Annotated in this window: 13 protein-coding genes; 10 read left to right on the top strand and 3 right to left on the bottom strand. The window is 39.9% G+C overall.

The features are described 5' to 3' along the window. Positions 1-646: 646 nt before the first annotated feature. The 7 genes from JI723_RS07255 to fbpC all read left to right on the top strand — a co-directional run bounded on the left by JI723_RS07255 (position 647) and on the right by fbpC (position 9,647). On the top strand, positions 647-1,672 hold the full coding sequence (locus JI723_RS07255; RefSeq protein WP_337979887.1) for a methyltransferase: 1,026 nt from the start codon (positions 647-649) through the stop codon (positions 1,670-1,672). A 125-nt stretch (positions 1,673-1,797) separates the two neighbouring features. Then, entirely contained in the window at positions 1,798-2,424 is a 627-nt protein-coding gene (locus JI723_RS07250; protein ID WP_070930046.1) for a response regulator transcription factor, read from the top strand. Between the two features lie 6 nt (positions 2,425-2,430). Continuing rightward, on the top strand, positions 2,431-3,957 hold the full coding sequence (locus tag JI723_RS07245) for an MASE1 domain-containing sensor histidine kinase (RefSeq protein ID WP_337979886.1): 1,527 nt from the start codon (positions 2,431-2,433) through the stop codon (positions 3,955-3,957). 104 nt (positions 3,958-4,061) lie between these two features. After that, positions 4,062-5,387 carry an MFS transporter family glucose-6-phosphate receptor UhpC gene (uhpC, locus tag JI723_RS07240; RefSeq protein WP_140180289.1) on the top strand — a complete coding sequence of 442 codons (1,326 nt, stop codon included), beginning with the start codon at positions 4,062-4,064 and terminating at the stop codon, positions 5,385-5,387. A gap of 15 nt (positions 5,388-5,402) precedes the next feature. Further along, positions 5,403-6,434, top strand: coding sequence for an ABC transporter substrate-binding protein (locus tag JI723_RS07235; RefSeq protein ID WP_121874848.1), 1,032 nt, complete (start codon positions 5,403-5,405; stop codon positions 6,432-6,434). Positions 6,435-6,511: 77 nt separating this feature from the next. Then, positions 6,512-8,590: an ABC transporter permease gene (locus JI723_RS07230; RefSeq protein ID WP_272581203.1), complete on the top strand. Its 2,079-nt coding sequence runs from the start codon at positions 6,512-6,514 to the stop codon at positions 8,588-8,590. 16 nt (positions 8,591-8,606) lie between these two features. Then, complete coding sequence (fbpC, locus tag JI723_RS07225; RefSeq protein WP_070930043.1) at positions 8,607-9,647, top strand: ferric ABC transporter ATP-binding protein; 1,041 nt, start codon at positions 8,607-8,609, stop codon at positions 9,645-9,647. A gap of 78 nt (positions 9,648-9,725) precedes the next feature. On the opposite strand, the gene purL is transcribed toward fbpC, so the two are convergent. Continuing rightward, on the bottom strand, positions 9,726-13,613 hold the full coding sequence (purL, locus tag JI723_RS07220; protein ID WP_337979961.1) for a phosphoribosylformylglycinamidine synthase: 3,888 nt from the start codon (positions 13,611-13,613) through the stop codon (positions 9,726-9,728). Positions 13,614-13,986: 373 nt separating this feature from the next. Between purL and mltF the strand changes: the two genes are divergently transcribed. Next, complete coding sequence (gene mltF / locus JI723_RS07215) at positions 13,987-15,660, top strand: membrane-bound lytic murein transglycosylase MltF (RefSeq protein ID WP_272581204.1); 1,674 nt, start codon at positions 13,987-13,989, stop codon at positions 15,658-15,660. A gap of 31 nt (positions 15,661-15,691) precedes the next feature. Here the strand turns inward: mltF and tadA are convergent, their stop codons facing one another. Next, positions 15,692-16,195 (bottom strand): tRNA adenosine(34) deaminase TadA, encoded by a 504-nt coding sequence (gene tadA / locus JI723_RS07210; RefSeq protein ID WP_140180284.1) that lies wholly within the window; start codon positions 16,193-16,195, stop codon positions 15,692-15,694. A 168-nt stretch (positions 16,196-16,363) separates the two neighbouring features. Beyond that, on the bottom strand, positions 16,364-17,011 hold the full coding sequence (gene leuE, locus JI723_RS07205) for a leucine efflux protein LeuE (RefSeq protein ID WP_337979885.1): 648 nt from the start codon (positions 17,009-17,011) through the stop codon (positions 16,364-16,366). 323 nt (positions 17,012-17,334) lie between these two features. On the opposite strand from leuE, the gene JI723_RS07200 reads away from it, so the two are divergent. Then, positions 17,335-17,802: an XRE family transcriptional regulator gene (locus tag JI723_RS07200; protein WP_140180279.1), complete on the top strand. Its 468-nt coding sequence runs from the start codon at positions 17,335-17,337 to the stop codon at positions 17,800-17,802. 115 nt (positions 17,803-17,917) lie between these two features. Beyond that, complete coding sequence (locus tag JI723_RS07195) at positions 17,918-18,361, top strand: hypothetical protein (protein ID WP_140180277.1); 444 nt, start codon at positions 17,918-17,920, stop codon at positions 18,359-18,361. The last annotated feature ends 53 nt before the right edge of the window (positions 18,362-18,414 follow it).

Below are 18,414 nucleotides of genomic sequence, written 5' to 3'. Positions count from 1 at the left end.
ACCTCTGCAACTTGAAGTATGACGAGTATATATGGCTATTTATCCATAGTCATATAGGTGGTGCCTCACTCAACGTGTCGCCCTGTGTTTGATAAGGCCCGAAGGCGAGTATCTGTGCTATTGGACGGTAGGCACCTTACTTTGGCATCATTCTTGCTTTATGTGGTATGTTCCCACCCTAGTTGTGGACCGACATAATAATGTTGAATGAGCAACTGAGTATTATTATGCACACATCATGCCAACTTTCCAAGTTATTTTTTAATTCATTGTTATTTAAAGATTTATATTTTCAACATCAAAATAACGCCCTATCTATAACACTTTTTGTTTCCCCCTCACGAGAAATTTGTCTCTATTTAAAGACACCTCTTTACCTCATTTATTTTTACTTTATTTTTCAATAAATTAAATGTCGCCTATTGGCGACAGTGCGATATAGCGTTTGTCGCTAATTTTATACAAGAAGAGAAATGCACTCATTTTGAGCTGTTACTGCATCAAATTAACATTAAAAAAAATTTGATATTTTTAATTAACCAAAAAATAAATAACAAATTAATACATATAATTATTTATATACCCCAAATTAACCACATAATTAAAACCCACAAAACATAAATTTAAATTATATTTAAAGGGTTATATGGAACAAAAAAGCACAGTTAAACAACAGAGTCTGAAAAGTGCACACTATGTCCTTGAGCAAGCAATTGGCTTTACCTACCAAGGTGCTCTACGCGCCGCAGCTGAACTCAAACTTGCGGATTGTTTAGTTGATAAAGCAAAAACCGCTGAAGAATTAGCACTAGAAACAAATACAGATGCAAAGATATTGAAGCGCATCTTACGAACTTTAGTATCGCGCAATATTTTTACTACAGATGGCAATGTAAATTTTGCGTTGAACCCAGAAGCCACTTTTTTATGTAGCAATCATCCATTTTCAGTACGACAAGCTATTTTAATGCTCACGGATAAGACGTTTTGGCTACCTGCAAATAACCTCAATCAATATGCATATGGAAATAATAGTTTTGAAGAAATATTTGGTATGCCATTCTTTGATTATTGGGAATTACATATTAATCATCCTGACAATTTTCATAATGGCATGTCTGAACTATCAAGGGTTGAAAATGAGTTTGTTCTCAATAGCATTAAGTTCCCTGAAAATATCACAGTTGCTGATATTGGCGGGGGTACGGGGACATTACTATTATCTGTGCTTAAAAGGGAGCCCTCACTAAAAGGTATACTTTTTGATACTGAAGCGGTTTTAAAAAAGCACATCCTATCACAATTAAATGATGACACTCGTTGGCAACTCTGTTCAGGATCTTTCTTTGAACAATGCCCTGAAGCCGATATTTACCTGCTTAAATACATTACCCATGACTGGAGTGATGAAAAAATACAACAAATATTGCATACCATTCACAAAGCTATGAAGCCTTCATCTAAATTGCTGATCATCGATAATATTATCCCTGAAGGGGATCAACCTTACTTCGGTAAAGAGATGGATCTCATAATGATGACAAGTTTTTCAGGTGCAAGCGAACATACTCAGTCTGAATTTTCAACGCTTTTATCCTATGCAAACTTCAAAATGAATAATGTTATTTCAACTGGTTGCCATCTATATATTATTGAGGCAGTGCCGGTTTAAATCAGTAAAACTGATAGCTATCTTAAATTTGATGCAGCTTGAACATTTAATGTATCACACTAGCTTATCTCTCTCGGTGTTGATATAAGCATTAAAAATTACCTCAATAATGTATAGCTATAAAAATGATAAAAATTGCCCTTATTGACGATCACATCGTGGTACGTTCAGGTTTTGCACAGCTATTAACTCTTGAGCCTGACATTTGTATAGTTGGTCAGTATGCTAGTGCTCAAGAGGCTTGGCCTAACTTAATTAGCCTTGATATTGATGTTGCCATCATGGATATTTCCATGCCTGATGAAAACGGTTTACAACTGCTTACTCGTTTGCGTCAAAAGAAACCCGATTTTCGCACTATTATACTGAGTATTTATGATACCCCTGCATTTGTACAAAGTGCCTTAGATGCAGGCGCCAGTGCCTATTTGACTAAACGATGTGGCCCAGAAGAGCTCGTTCAAGCGGTTCGTTCTGTCCATAATGGGGGTTGCTACCTATGTTCAGATGCGATGAAGGTTCTACGCCAAGCACCACAACAACGCCGAGCTTTAGAAGAACTCACCCCAAGAGAAAAAGAGATATTTGATTTATTGGTGGCAGGCCTAAGCGTAAAGGTGATAGCCGAACAATTAGAGTTAAGCCATAAAACAGTTCATGTTCACCGCGCAAATATTCTTGGAAAGCTTCAATGTGAAAATACCATCGATCTTGTTCATTATGCTTTAGAGCACAACCTTTACTCAAGGTGATAGACGATGCGCAAAGGAACACGCCTACTCCTACAATCCATTTTTTTATTTTTTACTTATTCATTGATTTGGATTGGCTTATGGATTATTGGCTTTTATCTAAGTCAAAATGGGTTTCAAGCTACCCTTTTCTTACCTCAAGGGCTACGCCTAGCCTTAATGATTATCCTATGGCGACGCTATTGGCCAACACTATTGGTTAGCGAAGTAACACTTAATATTTGGCTCGCCCAAGAACAGTTATTATCACAACCGCTATTACTACTTTCACCTTTATTGAGTTTAACTGTTGCCTATGTGATCCAAGACATTTGGTGGCGATATACGCTTTATTGGCAGCGATTATTATTGTTACTTGCAGGTGTTGCGGCAAACAGCTTACTACACGTCCTTGTTTTTAGCTGGTTGTCTTCTTTTTCAGTCAGTCAGCTGTTTCTAGCCACTTTTACTGGCGGAATATTATTAACGCCATTTATTTATCTAATCTATGAATACTTGCATGAACAGCATTATCAAATGCTACTCGACTATGGTACCCCTGATAAGCAGCTCAGAACCTCTTTATTGATTTGGGCATTCTTATTTTGCTTAGTTGGTCTCAGCGCACAGGTCTTTTTCACCCCTGAAATCGAACAACTCATTGTTTTACTTGTTTTTATCCCTAATGTATTTATGGCTTATCGCTATGGTTGGCAAGGCGGTGTGTTATCTGCCTTATTAGGCAGCTTAATTATGACTTTTGCTCGTCAATTTCATGGCGCTTTTGCTGACCTACAAGAACTCGAAATGTTCTTAAGCTCTCAAGCGCTGATTGGAATTGGCTTAGGGATAGCTATCAGTCGACAACAGCAATTAGCACGTAACCTACAACGCTACCGACAACGATTAGAGCAGGAACTCAAAGCCAGAAGAGAATTAATGCGTCAATTGGTGCACACCGAAGAAGATGTGAAAAAAGCCATTGCACGTGAGCTGCACGATGAAATTGGCCAAAATATTACCGCGATCCAAATTCAATCAATGCTAGTAAAAAAAACGGCTCTTGACCCACTCAGCCATCAAGCTGCGGGGCAAATTAACCAGCTAGCACAGCAAATTCACCAATCTACCCGACAGTTATTACGTCAGTTACGTCCACCAGTACTCAATGAAATGTCATTAGAAAAAGCGCTCGCTCATCTTATTGATGAATTTGCCTTTGAAAAAAATGGGATCGAATGTGAGTTCCATTATCAGCTAATAGATACACCTGAAAATGATACAGTTCTGTTTACCCTTTATCGCCTAGTTCAAGAGCTGTTAAATAATATCAGTAAACATGCTCGCGCCACGCATATCTCTATCTCTCTAGAACAACAGTCAGACAAAATCCAACTCAGGGTCAACGATAATGGTGTGGGGATCCCCTTTAGCCAACGAACGAGTGGCTTGGGATTGCGCGGCATTGAGGAACGGGTGAGTGCTTTAGGAGGGGATTGGACGTTAACCACGCAAGGTGGAACACAGATAATTGTTAACCTGCCCACACTTTGAGAGTAAACAAGCCAAAACTAAGACTTATTCCTAGCTCTCTAAGTCCTTATCTCATCCTTTTTGTTAAAAATTTGATTACATTTTGCCGAACGGGAGACATCGACATGATTGGCAAAAGCACCCTCACTTTAGATAGCACATACCGCTTTTGGCGCCGTAAATTGATGCTATCAATGATTGTTGGCTACGCCGCTTTTTATCTAACCAGAAAAAGCTTTAATTTTGTGATGCCCGTTATGCAGGTGGAGTTGTTTTTAGACAAAAGTGATATCGGCTGGATTGCGACTGCCTTTTATTTGACTTATGGCATCTCAAAATTTATCTCTGGCATTTTTCACGATATCACAGGCTATCGCTGGTTTATGGGAGTGGGTCTAGTGATGACTGGTCTCCTGAATATCCTTTTTGCCTATTGTTTGTCTTTTCCTGCATTACTGATTGTATGGACACTAAATGGTTTTTTTCAAGGCTGGGGATGGCCTCCATGCGCACGTATCTTAACTCATTGGTATTCACGCAATGAAAGAGGTTTTTGGTGGGGGCTATGGAACATATCCATTAACTTAGGTGGCATGTCACTCCCTTTATTAACAGCTTGGTTAGCAACGAGTTATAGCTGGCAAATGGCATTAATTGTGCCCGGTATTATTGGTGTTGTGATTGGTCTATGGCTGTGTCGGCAGCTCAAAGGGACACCACAACAAAGTGGTCTGCCCACAATCGGCCGATGGCGGCATGATGTTTTGGAGTTAAGACAAGAAAGGTTATCACCGCCACAACCCATGCTAACCATATTAAAAGAAACCATTTTATTTAACAGAATGATTTGGTTGCTCGGTTTTTCTTACATTCTGGTTTATTTGATACGCATTGCAATAAATGATTGGGGCAATCTTTGGTTATCAGAAACCCACGGGGTCAATTTACTCAGCGCCAATGCCACCTTATCACTGTTTGAGCTAGGTGGTTTGCTCGGTGCACTTTGTTCTGGCTGGGGTTCTGATCTGCTGTTTCGCGGGCAACGTGCGCCAATGATTTTACTTTTTTCGTTAGGATTGGCGATTTCAGTAAGTGCACTGTGGCTAACGCCGATTCACCACTATGCCTTACTGGCAGCCTGTTTTTTTAGTATTGGCTTTTTTGTATTTGGGCCACAAATGTTAATCGGTCTAGCTGCAACAGAATATTGTCATAAAAATGCAGCTGGAACGGTAACTGGTTATCTCGGCTTGTATGCCTATTTAGGGGCGGCAATTGCGGGATGGCCACTCTCTCAGGTCATAGCACATTATGGTTGGTCAGGCATGTTTGCTTTACTTGCCAGTGCTGCGGCACTGATGGGATTACTGCTAATGCCACTTTTGATTGCGAATGTCAGCAAACGTGAGCACTTAGCCGGTACTGTTTCACTATCCGATGATAAAACCTGATAAAAAGGACTGAAAATGAAACTGAAAACCCTTACTACCCTTATTGCAGCCGGCTTGTCTTTAGCGGCAATTTCAACAACAGCTTCAGCCGCGGGTCGATTAGTTGTCTATTGCAGTGCCACCAACGCCATGTGTGAAACTGAAACCCAAGCTTTTGCTAAAAAATATGATGTAAAAACCACCTTTATTCGTAATGGCTCAGGCAGTACATTAGCAAAAATCGAAGCTGAAAAACGCAACCCTCAAGCCGATGTCTGGTATGGCGGTACGTTAGATCCTCACTCACAAGCAGGTGAAATGGATCTACTACAACCGTATAAATCACCTAATCTAGAGCAAATCATGCCGCAATTTCAAGATCCGGCAAAACGTAAAGGTAACTATTCCTCTGCGGTTTATATCGGCATTTTAGGCTTTGGCGTGAATAAAGATCGTTTAAAAGAAAAAGGTCTACCAATTCCCACCTGCTGGAAAGATCTCACCAAACCTGAATATAAAGGCGAAATTCAAATTGCCGATCCACAAAGTTCAGGAACCGCTTACACCGCGCTGGCAACCTTCGACCAACTGTGGGGGACCGACCAAGCCTTTGATTATCTCAAAAAACTAAATAGTAATATTTCTCAATATACCAAATCAGGCATCGCACCGGCACGTAACGCTGCACGTGGTGAATCGGCGATTGGGATTGGCTTCTTACATGATTACTCATTAGAAGTTGAAAATGGTGCGCCATTAGAATTGATTGCACCTTGTGAAGGTACAGGCTATGAAATTGGCGGCATCAGTATTTTGAAAAATGCGCGTAACCTTGATAATGCGAAGCTATTCGTTGATTTTGTATTATCAAAAGAAGCGCAAGAGCTAAGCTGGAAAGAAGGTAAATCTTATCAGATCTTAACCAATACAACGGCTGAATCTTCACCTGTTTCATTAAAACTGAATGATTTAAACCTGATCAACTACGATATGGATAAATACGGCGACGCTGATGTCCGTAAAAACCTGATCAACAAATGGGTTACTGAAGTCAAAATGAGTAAGTAATCGCTTGAAGGGAGCATCTATCACGATGCTCTCATTTCTGCAAAACAATAATAATGATGTCAACATTCGGGGGATTTATGTCTCGCACCCTTACTTTGCCTAAAAAACAGGGAAGAGACACCATTTTCTTTTGGTTACTACTGGCATGGCTAGGATTTGCGTTACTGCCATCGTGGAGCTTAGATTATGGTGTTTTCGACTCAACGCAAGATGAAATACTTGCCGCTTATGGTTGGAGTAGCGTAAATATCAGTTGGATGTGGTTTTTACTGCCTTCGCTCCTATTTATTCGCCCTATCTATGCTGCTGATAGATATCATAAAACACGACACTATCTTGATATATCTATTGCTGCCATCACGGCTATTGCCGTTGTCGTTTCTGCCATTTTTGAAGGTAAAGGCTTAGGCTATTCATCTATCATGCTATTTATCTCATTAGGCATGATCATGACACTCGCCTTAACACGATTAGAGTGGCTAGGTGGAGACCAATTTGTTATTGGCTCACTGATCACTATTGTGGCCGTTATCGCTTTATTTATTGTCTTTCCTAGCGTTGCCATTTTTATCCCTATGTTTACGGATAGCAATGGGGACTTTGCGCCATTTTCATTTGTCGCGATATTGACTCAATCTCATATCGTCCAAGTGATTATTAACTCGGTTTTCCTATCGCTGGCGGTGGGTGCAGGCTGTACTTTCTTTGGTTTGATCCTCGCGATTTATACCTCAAGAATTGCCAAACGTTCTGCTATCATTGGCCGCGTGTTCTCTATTTTGCCGATCGTTACCCCACCTTTTGTCGTTGGCCTAGGTGTCACATTGATGATGGGGCGCTCAGGTTATATTACTGAGTTCCTTGCAACCTATATGGGGTTAGAAAATACCAACTGGCTGTATGGTTTTACAGGTATCTGGTTAGCACAGGTTCTCGCCTTTACTCCAATGTCATTTATGATTTTAGATGGTGCAATCAAAACGATCCATCCATCACTCGAAGAAGCCTCTTATACGCTGAGAGCTAATCGCTATCAAACTTTCTTTAATGTGTTTATGCCTCTGTTAAAACCAGCTTTGGCCAACGCATTTTTGATCGTCATCGTTCAATCTCTCGCCGATTTTAGTAACCCATTAGTATTAGGAGGTAACTTTGACGTCTTAGCGACGCAAATTTATTTCTACATCACAGGCTCACAGCTCGATTACCAAGCTGCAAGTACCCTAGGTGCTTCATTATTGGTTTTCTCACTGCTCGTTTTCTGCGTGCAATATATGTGGATAGGCAAACGTTCCTATGTCACGGTGTCAGGTAAATCCTATCGTGGTGATGTTCAGCCACTCCCAACTTCATTAGTCACATTAGTTACCACTTTCCTCACCATTTGGGTGGTATTCAATGTGTTATTATATGGCAGCATTTTCTACGGTAGTTTCACGGTTAACTGGGGCGTTGATTACACCCTAACCCTAGACAACTTTATAAAACTCTTCGGACAGGGAATGAGTGATGGTGCATGGCCATCATTGTTGGATACCTTATTGTATGCGGGTATTGCCGCCCCAATCACCGCAATCTTAGGGCTATTAATTGCCTATATTGTAGTACGACAAGAATTCCGCGGAAAAAAAACCATCGAGTTCACCACGATGTTATGCTTTGCCGTACCCGGAACAGTCGCAGGTGTTTCTTATATTTTGGCCTTTAATGATTCACCTTTCTATTTAACAGGTACTGCTGCAATTGTGATCATCTCAATGACCATGCGTAACGTTCCTGTAGGGATCCGTGCAGGTATTGCAGGCTTAGGGCAAATTGATAAATCTCTTGATGAAGCATCACTTAGCTTACGAGCGGGTTCAATGAGAACCATTTTCCATATTTTATTACCCTTGTTACGCCCTGCGATCCTCTCTGCGCTGATCTATAGCTTTGTTCGTGCCATAACTACCGTCAGTGCCATTGTGTTCTTAGTTACGCCTGATACTCGCGTTGCAACCGCTTATATCTTAAATCGTGTTGAAGATGGTGAATACGGCGTTGCTATTGCTTATGGCTCGATCCTGATTGTGGTAATGCTCGCAATTATTTTCCTATTTGACTATTTAATTGGCGAAGCCCGTGTTTCACGTTCCAAAGCCAAAAATGCACAGTAATCATGGAGTAACTGACATGACCCAACAAAATTTTGTTGAACTTAAAAATGTGACTAAACGCTTTGGTAACAATACGGTTATCGATGATTTAAGTCTTTCTATTCCACAAGGCAGTATGGTGACGTTATTAGGTCCATCCGGTTGCGGAAAAACCACGGTTCTGCGCTTAGTTGCCGGCCTTGAAAAACCTACCGAAGGCCGAATGTTTATAGATGGTGAAGATGTTACTGACCGTTCTATCCAACAGCGTGATATCTGTATGGTGTTTCAGTCCTACGCCCTATTCCCTCATATGTCTTTAGGGGACAACGTCGGGTATGGTTTGAAGATGCTGGGTTTACCTAAAGCAGAAATTAAACAACGGGTGGAAGAAGCTTTGGAGTTGGTTGATTTAGCTGGCTTTTCTGATCGTTTTGTTGATCAAATATCTGGGGGCCAACAACAACGTGTCGCCCTCGCCCGAGCGCTGATTTTAAAACCAAAAGTACTGTTATTTGATGAGCCACTCAGTAACTTAGATGCTAACTTACGTCGTAGCATGCGCGAGAAAATTCGTGAGTTACAACAGCAATTTAATATTACCTCATTGTATGTGACACACGATCAAAGCGAAGCTTTTGCCGTTTCCGACATGGTTTTGGTAATGAACAAAGGTAAAATCATGCAACTTGGCTCACCACAAGAACTGTACCGCCAACCCGCTTCTAAGTTTATGGCCAGTTTTATGGGCGATGCCAATATTTTCCCTGCAACACTCACCAGTGATAGCGTGAATATATTTAACTATCATTTACCACGCCCAAGTCAATTAACGTCTGATAAAACAGAAGTAACTGTTGGCGTTAGACCAGAAGCCATTACCCTGAGTCTACAAGGTGAAGAAAGCCAACGCTGCACCATTTCACATGTAGCCTATATGGGGCCGCAATATGAGGTAACAGTCGATTGGCATGGCCAATCAATGCTATTACAAATCAATGCAACACAGCTTCAACCTACGGTAGGGGAAAGTCTCTACTTACAAATACATCCTTACGGTATGTTTATACTCGAATAGAAAACTAACTATTTTATATCAATAAAAAAAGCGGTAACGCAATGCGCTACCGCTTTCTCAATACATTAAACTCGAAAATTAGCCTAATTGTTTACGTGCGTTACGGAAAATACGCATCCATGGACTATCTTCCCCCCAATTTTCAGGGTGCCATGAATTGCTCACTGTACGGAATACACGCTCAGGATGCGGCATCATGATCGTTGCACGGCCATCAGTAGAAGTCACGGAGGTAATACCATTAACTGAACCATTTGGGTTTGCTGGATACTGTTCAGTCACTTGCCCATAGTTATTCACAAAACGCAGTGCGACCAGTAAACTATTTTCCAACTGTTGAATATGGGCTGAGTTACGTGCTTCAACTAAACCTTCACCATGTGAAACAGCAATTGGCATACGTGATCCAGCCATATCTTGTAATAATAATGACGGACTTTTCACTACTTCAACTAAGCTAAAACGCGCTTCAAAACGCTCTGAGCGGTTACGAACAAATCGTGGCCATAAATCTGCACCTGGGATCAGCTCATGTAAGTTAGACATCATCTGGCAGCCATTACATACCCCAAGGGATAGTGTGTCTTGACGTGCAAAGAAAGCAGCAAATTCATCGCGAACACGTGAGTTAAAGAGGATAGATTTAGCCCAACCTTCGCCCGCCCCCAATACGTCACCGTAGGAGAAGCCACCGCAAGCCACCAGTGTTTGGAAACCCGCTAACGATAGATTGCCTGACAATAAATCACTCATATGCACATCAATTGCATCAAAACCAGCGCGGTCAAATGCAGCTGCCATTTCTACATGTGAGTTAACACCTTGCTCACGCAATACTGCGACTTTAGGACGTACACCTGACGAAATATAAGGAGCTGCAATATCATCAGCAATATCAAAGGTTAATTTAGTGTTCAACCCCGGATCTTGGCTGTCTAACTTAGCATTATGCTCTTCATCAGCACACACTTCATTATCACGCAAACGCTGCATCTGCCATGTTGTCTCTGCCCACCACTCACGCAGTGTACTACGTGATTCACGGTAAACCACAGTATCACGGCTATTGATCACCACCGCATCGTCTTGTGTCGCAGTACCTAAATAATGCACACACTCAGCAAGCCCGACGTCAGCAAAACAAGCTTCAACATATTGTCTATCTTGTTGCTTAATTTGAATGACCGCACCTAACTCTTCATTGAATAGAGCCGCTAAAATATCTTCATCAAATTCGCTGATATCAACATTCACACCACAATGACCAGCAAATGCCATTTCAGCTAATGTGACAAATAGGCCGCCATCAGAGCGGTCGTGATACGCTAACAATTTTTGTTCTGATAGTAAGTTTTGGATCACAGTAAAGAAACCTGATAGCAACCGAGGGTCACGAACATCAGGGGCTTTATTGCCTAGTTGGCGATACACCTGTGCCAATGCTGAACCACCCAATGCATTATGACCCTGCCCTAAATCAACTAACATTAAAGCAGAATCTACATCCGTTTTTAATTCAGGTGTCACGGTTAAACGCACATCTTCAACACGGCCAAATGCACTGATCACCAATGATAATGGTGATGTCATTTCACGCTCTTCGCCATTTTCTTGCCAACGTGTTTTCATTGACATGGAATCTTTACCAACAGGGATCGTCAAGCCCAGCGCAGGACAGAGTTCCTCACCTACCGCTTTAACCGCCTGATAAAGGCCCGCGTCTTCGCCAGGGTGCCCTGCCGCAGACATCCAGTTTGCAGACAATTTTACTCGTTTCAGATCTTGCACATAAGCACAAGCAATATTAGTCAACGCTTCCCCAACGGCCATACGAGCAGAAGCGGCAAAATCTAATAATGCAATCGGTGTTCTTTCACCAATCGACATCGCTTCACCATAATAGCTATCAAGGCTGGCGGTAGTAACGGCACAGTTAGCGACAGGGATCTGCCATGGACCAACCATTTGGTCACGAGCGACCATGCCTGTGACCGTACGGTCACCAATCGTGATCAAAAATGTTTTCTCTGCAACGGCAGGAAGATGTAAAACACGTTTTACTGCTTCATTTAAATTGATTGATGTTCTATCCAACGCATCTGATTTTGCTTTCAATGTGCTGACATCACGCAACATTTTTGGTGTTTTGCCTAATAGCACATCAAGGGGCATGTCGATAGGTTGGTTATTGAAATGTTCATCGTTCAATACCAGCTCACGCTTTTCAGTCGCTTCACCGATAATGGCGAAAGGTGCACGCTCACGCTCACAAATAGCAGTAAATAGTGGGATTTGCTCAGAAGCGACCGCTAATACATAACGCTCTTGTGATTCATTACACCACACTTCCAGTGGGCTCATGCCTGGCTCGTCATTTAATATTTTACGCAGCTCAAAACAACCACCACGGCCACCATCGCTGACTAATTCAGGCATCGCATTCGATAAACCACCCGCCCCAACATCATGAATAAACAGAATTGGGTTAGCATCACCAAGTTGCCAACAATTATCAATCACCTCTTGGCAACGACGTTCCATCTCAGGGTTGTCACGCTGTACAGAAGCGAAGTCTAAATCTGCATCTGATTGTCCTGATGCCATTGATGATGCCGCACCACCACCCAAACCAATATTCATTGATGGACCACCAAGAACAATCAGTTTTGCACCAACGGGGATCTCACCTTTTTGCACATGATCAGCACGAATATTACCAATACCACCCGCTAACATGATTGGCTTATGGTAACCACGTAGCTCTTCGCCATTATGGCTATTCACTTTTTCTTCGTATGTTCGGAAGTAACCTAAAAGAGCAGGACGGCCAAATTCGTTGTTAAAGGCAGCACCACCCAGTGGCCCCTCTAACATAATATCAAGTGCAGTCACAATACGTTCAGGCTTACCAAAGTCCTCTTCCCACGGTTGTTCAAAACCAGGAATACGTAAGTTAGAAACGGAAAAACCCACTAAACCTGCTTTCGGTTTTGCCCCACGACCAGTGGCACCTTCATCGCGAATTTCACCACCAGAGCCCGTAGCTGCGCCCGGCCACGGAGAAATTGCCGTTGGATGGTTATGGGTTTCTACCTTCATTAAAATATGTGCATCTTCTTGATGATAACGATAAGTGCGCCCATCCGCTTCAGGGAAGAAACGCCCTACCGAAGAACCTTCCATAACCGCCGCATTATCTTTGTAAGCTGATAATACATAATCAGGTGTGGTTTCAAAGGTATTTTTAATCATTTTAAACAGTGACTTAGGCTGTTCTTTACCATCAATGATCCAATCTGCATTAAAGATTTTATGGCGGCAATGTTCTGAGTTTGCTTGCGCAAACATATACAATTCAACATCGGTTGGATTACGTTTTAATTGATTAAAGGCCGCTAACAGATAATCGATTTCATCATCAGCAAGGGCTAAGCCCATTTCTAAATTTGCTTTTTCAAGTGCTGAGCGACCATGAGCAATGATATCCACCACCTTCATTGGCGTAGGTTGATGATGAACAAAAAGCGCTTGCGCTTGTTCAAACTCACTGAAGATGCTTTCCATCATGCGGTCATGCAGCAACCCTGCAACTTCCAGCCATTGCTGCTGCGATAGCCCTTCAGCCTGAACGTAATAAGCTGTACCACGTTCAATTCGTTCAACTTGAGATAAACCACAATTATGAGCAATGTCTGTCGCTTTAGATGACCAAGGGGAAATGGTGCCTGGGCGTGGGGTAACTAAAATCAACCGCCCAAAAGGCTCATGCTCTGCGAGAGAAGGACCGTACTTTAGCAAACTACGCAGCTTGCCTTGCTCGCTATCACTTAGAGGTGCTGATAGTTCAGCAAAGTGCATATATTCAGCATAGATATCCGTAACAGGAAGCTGTTTTTCAGCGAACAACGCCAAAAGGCGAGTAATACGAAATGCTGATAGAGCAGGTGAACCACGCAAAATTTCCATAGTCTTAATTTCTCTCATTTAAACGCCAGCCCTGATCATGAAAGCAGGGGAACCGGAACACATTATAGAGCAATGTTCATCAATACGAAACCGTTTGCGTGACTAAAAATAAAGCAAACCGTTAAATATTATTAGGAGTGAAATAACACGATATTGGTTGCACAGATCATAATTGTTGAGCAAAATGTCCAAATACTGGGAATATAACCATTACTTATAATAATTTTACTATTACAAACCCATGCTCCTCCGAACGATAGGCGGGAAATGACAATATCAATAACCGTCCTCGTGATATGATCCGGATAGCTACTGCATTAACTAAGCGAAAACAACAATATGCAGTCCAAAGGTTTACATATGAGATATATTTTTGAATAACATCAAGGTCAACTATTTAATCATTGTGATTGTGGCATTGTTAGCTGCGCTAATTATTGGGCTGAGTATTCGCTGGCCAAGTACGCCAAACAATCAACTAAATCAAATCATCTCTCGAGGTGAGTTGCGTGTGAGCGCTATTAGCTCTCCCCTCATTTATCTTGATGATGATGCAAATCTACATGGATTTGATTATGAACTCGTGCAAAGTTTTGCCGATTATCTTGAAGTGAAATTAGTTATCACCATGCGGCCAACCGTTGAACTGATTTTTAACGATCTGGAGAACGAACAAGCTGATATTGGTGTGGCAGGGCTACTTTATAATCAAGAACGCTTGCAAAAAATGAAAACAGGCCCCAGTTATCTCAATGTCACACAGCAATTAGTTTATCGAAAAGGTTCTACGCGACCGAAAAATTTTAATGACCTTAATGGCAGGTTCGTTGTTATGGCGGGCTCAGCTCATGCCAGCACCTTAAAAGCATTAAAAGAGACATATCCCAATTTGGTGTGGGAAGAAACAACCGATTTTACAACTAACCAACTATTAGAAATGGTCGCAGAAGGGTTGATTGATTATACCCTAGAAGACTCCATCTCAGTGGCTTTACAGCAACGAGTTCACCCTGAGATTGCAGTCGGGTTCGACTTAGTCGATGATCATGCTGTCACTTGGTATATGAAAAGGCTCAATGATGACAGCCTCAATGCTGCATTACTGGATTTTTTCAATGCCAGTAATGAGGCGGATTTATTAGCTAGATTGGATGAAAAATTCTTTAGTCATGTTGGAACCTTTGATTATTTTGATACCATTTCATTTATTAATGCGATCAACAACAAGCTTCCTAACTACCAGCCTCTATTTGAAAAATACGCTAGAGCCGTTGATTGGAAGCTATTGGCTGCTGTTGCTTGGCAAGAATCTCACTGGGATCCACTCGCAACATCACCAACAGGTGTTCGAGGGTTAATGATGCTCACAAAACCAACAGCTGAAACCATGGGTATCGCCGATCGATTAGACGCTGAAGAAAGTATTAAGGGAGGTGCTGCTTACCTTGAATATTTAATGCAGCGGCTACCTGTATCTATTGCGGATGATGATAGGGTTTGGTTTGCTTTAGCCGCTTATAATATGGGATATGGCCATATGTTGGATGTGAGAAAACTCACCGAAATGCAAGGTGGTGATCCTGATCGCTGGTTAGATGTAAAATCTAGATTGCCATTACTCACACAGAAAAAATATTATTCACAATTGAATTATGGCTACGCACGAGGCCATGAAGCTTATCGCTATGTAGAGAATATTCGTCGTTACCATCAAAGTTTAGTGGGCTATTTACAAAATCAAGATAAAAAACAGCGCTCATTAGCTATAGCGGAGAAATCATTAATTTTATTTCCTCCACTATTAACACCTAAACAAGAAAACACCCCTCAAGAAAATGAGAAAAAACCTGATATAAATCTGAAAACAACAGAGACGGAGCAAGGGGCAATGCAAGAAAAAGTGAGTCTCAAATATGCTCAGCCAACTCAGTCGCAATACAAACTACCGCCTATTTCACCACCTAGCGACAAGCTATCTTTAGGGCAATATTTTCTTTCAGCGACCCCTGATAACGATATAAGAACTGAAGTCGAATCAATAAATTAATATCATATTATAAATTTGCTTAATTATAATTCTACTCATCACTATAATTAAGCAAGCGTTTTTGTTCCTTTTTCTGCGCCCTTCTCATTTTAAAAAAAGCACTCAGCATTGTGGAGCAGCTCTCCTCGAGTACTCCCCCTGTCACCTCAAGATAATGATTCAAACCAGGTCGCTCCATGATATTAATAAACGAGCCACAAGCACCTGTTTTGAAATCTTTAGCACCATAAACTAAACGGCTTATACGACTATGGATCATTGCCCCTGCACACATAATACAAGGTTCTAAAGTCACATAGAGAGTAGTATCTAATAATCGATAATTACTGAGTGCTTGCCCACCTTGCTTAAGTGCCATTATTTCTGCATGGGCGGTAGGATCATGATTTTCAATTGAACAATTCCAACCTGACGCAACTAGTTGGTTATTTTTAACTAACAAAGCACCTACAGGGATCTCCCCCGCATCTTGAGCGTTTTTAGCCAATTCTAAAGCGCGCTTCATCCAGTACTCATCGATTTCTGCTTGCGTCACACGAACCTCTTAACTGTATTTTTAATACAATTATACTGAAAATAATTAGAGTTGAATAATGTATCGATGATAACTGAAGAGAAATTGACTTAAGTCGCTACCTAAACAAGCAAAATGATAGCAACTTAATCAATGATATGATCTGTTTAGCAATATCAGTTGTCTACCTTAATGACTAAAGATAGCCAATTTTGCAGCAAATCCCATAAAGAAGGTTCCAACTGTACAGTTCCCTAATTTGGCTAACACTTGCTTTTCGCGTAAAAAGCGCGCTATTAAATAGCCACTAAAAATAAGCAAACTAAGATACATAAAACTAACTAATTCAAGGATTGACGCCAATACTAAATACGGTACCCAAGCATGACTATAACTAAAATCAATGAATTGTATAAAAAAGGAGATGTAAAATAGAATCGCTTTTGGATTCGTTAAACTCAAAATCAAAGCACGTGTAAAAATTTTCTCCGATTTTACCACGACGGGTTGATCATCAGTGCTAGGCATTTTTTTCTGCCAAAAAGTTGCATAAAGGATCTTACAGCCTAAATAAAGTAAGTAGGCTGCGCCCAAATAACGTACAATCATAAACAAGGTTGGAGATGCTTTAATCACCGACGCTACGCCAATGAACGAAAGAAAAATTAAGGCAGCATCACCAGTAAAAACGCCTAAAGCAGCTCGATAGCCAGCTCGAGTCCCGTGTGAAGTACTTGATTTTAATACATATAAAGAATTTGGTCCCGGAACAATGATAATTAAAACTAAACCCGCTAAATAGGTCCAGAAGTTTAATACACCAAAACTTTCAAACATGATGATGATCCTATTGTGTTTTGCTTATTATTAACATAATCCTCAGCAGTTGTGAATATTAAATTATTTAATTATTTAATTATTTAATTATTTAATTATTTAATTATTTAATTATTTAATTATTTAATTATTTAATTATTTAATTATTTAATTATTTAATTATTTAATTATTTAATTATTTAATTATTTAATTATTTATTTTACAAGCATTTATATATGTGAAATAGACTAACAATAAACATTATTTCTAAATGATTTTTAAATGAATAATATAAATGTGCTTAAACATTACTACATTCAATTTAAATATTAAGAGGTTTAAAATGGGATTTTCACAAAATATTTTTATCGATGGTGTTTTCGATCAATTCTATCCTTCTAATGTTGTTTATACAACCTCAACTAAAAAAACCTATTTTTTAGGGCATACTAATCAAGATTTCGCTTATTACATTTACAATGTAAATGATAAAGGTTCTATTGAGGGCTCAACACCTATTATTAAAGGAAAATTTTCATCCTATCTTAGTAATCTACAAACACTGGTTGATGTCGTCACAAATAAACAATATATCTTTGGTTTTAATTTGGTTGATAAATCAATCCAGTTTTTCAAAGTACTAGATACAGGTAATCTTGAACAACTTTATGAATTAATCATCTCTAATCCAAACTCAGCAGCTAGAACAGCATTGTACTATGCTATCAATGGAACGATATATTACTACTATCAAAATGAAAAAACAAAAGGATGGGAGATAAGTAAAGTCGCCTTCACTGATAATAAATAATATTTCACCTTAAAAAGGCATACTTAAAATAAGATAATTACACCGATTATCTTATTCTCAAATTATTAAATTAAAGTTTTTACATTAGTAAATAATAACGTAGAGAGTATAAAATATGGATATAATTCATGTACAAAATGGAACCTTCGATAAATATTTTTCAGCTACGGAGTTTTTTCATATCAATGGAAAAAGCTATTTTATTGGTATTAGTGAAGATGGTAGCTATAGGATCTACCCAATAGATAAAACCGGTGTTATCCTTGCAAAAAAAATAATATCCGAAGGAAAAGTTGAAACAAATATTTATGACTTAAATGTAATAAAAGATACATATAATGGATATATATATTTATATATAATTAATTCAGAGCAAACACTTATATCTCTATACACGATAACAGATAACCTTACCCTAGAGTTATCCTATTCTCTACGTTCTAATGTACGTAAGGTGGCAGGGATGTTTTATATAGTAAATAATAACCTATTTCAATATAGACAAAGCAGCACCACCAAAGCTTGGGAAATTCATCAATTTAATATAAATAGCCAATAAATTATTTAATATCATTAAGTTATATAATAGCAAAATTACTATAAATACAGTAG

The organism is Providencia manganoxydans (assembly GCF_016618195.1).
Classification (GTDB): Bacteria; Pseudomonadota; Gammaproteobacteria; order Enterobacterales; family Enterobacteriaceae; genus Providencia; species Providencia manganoxydans.
This window is presented reverse-complemented; position numbering and strand designations above follow the sequence as displayed.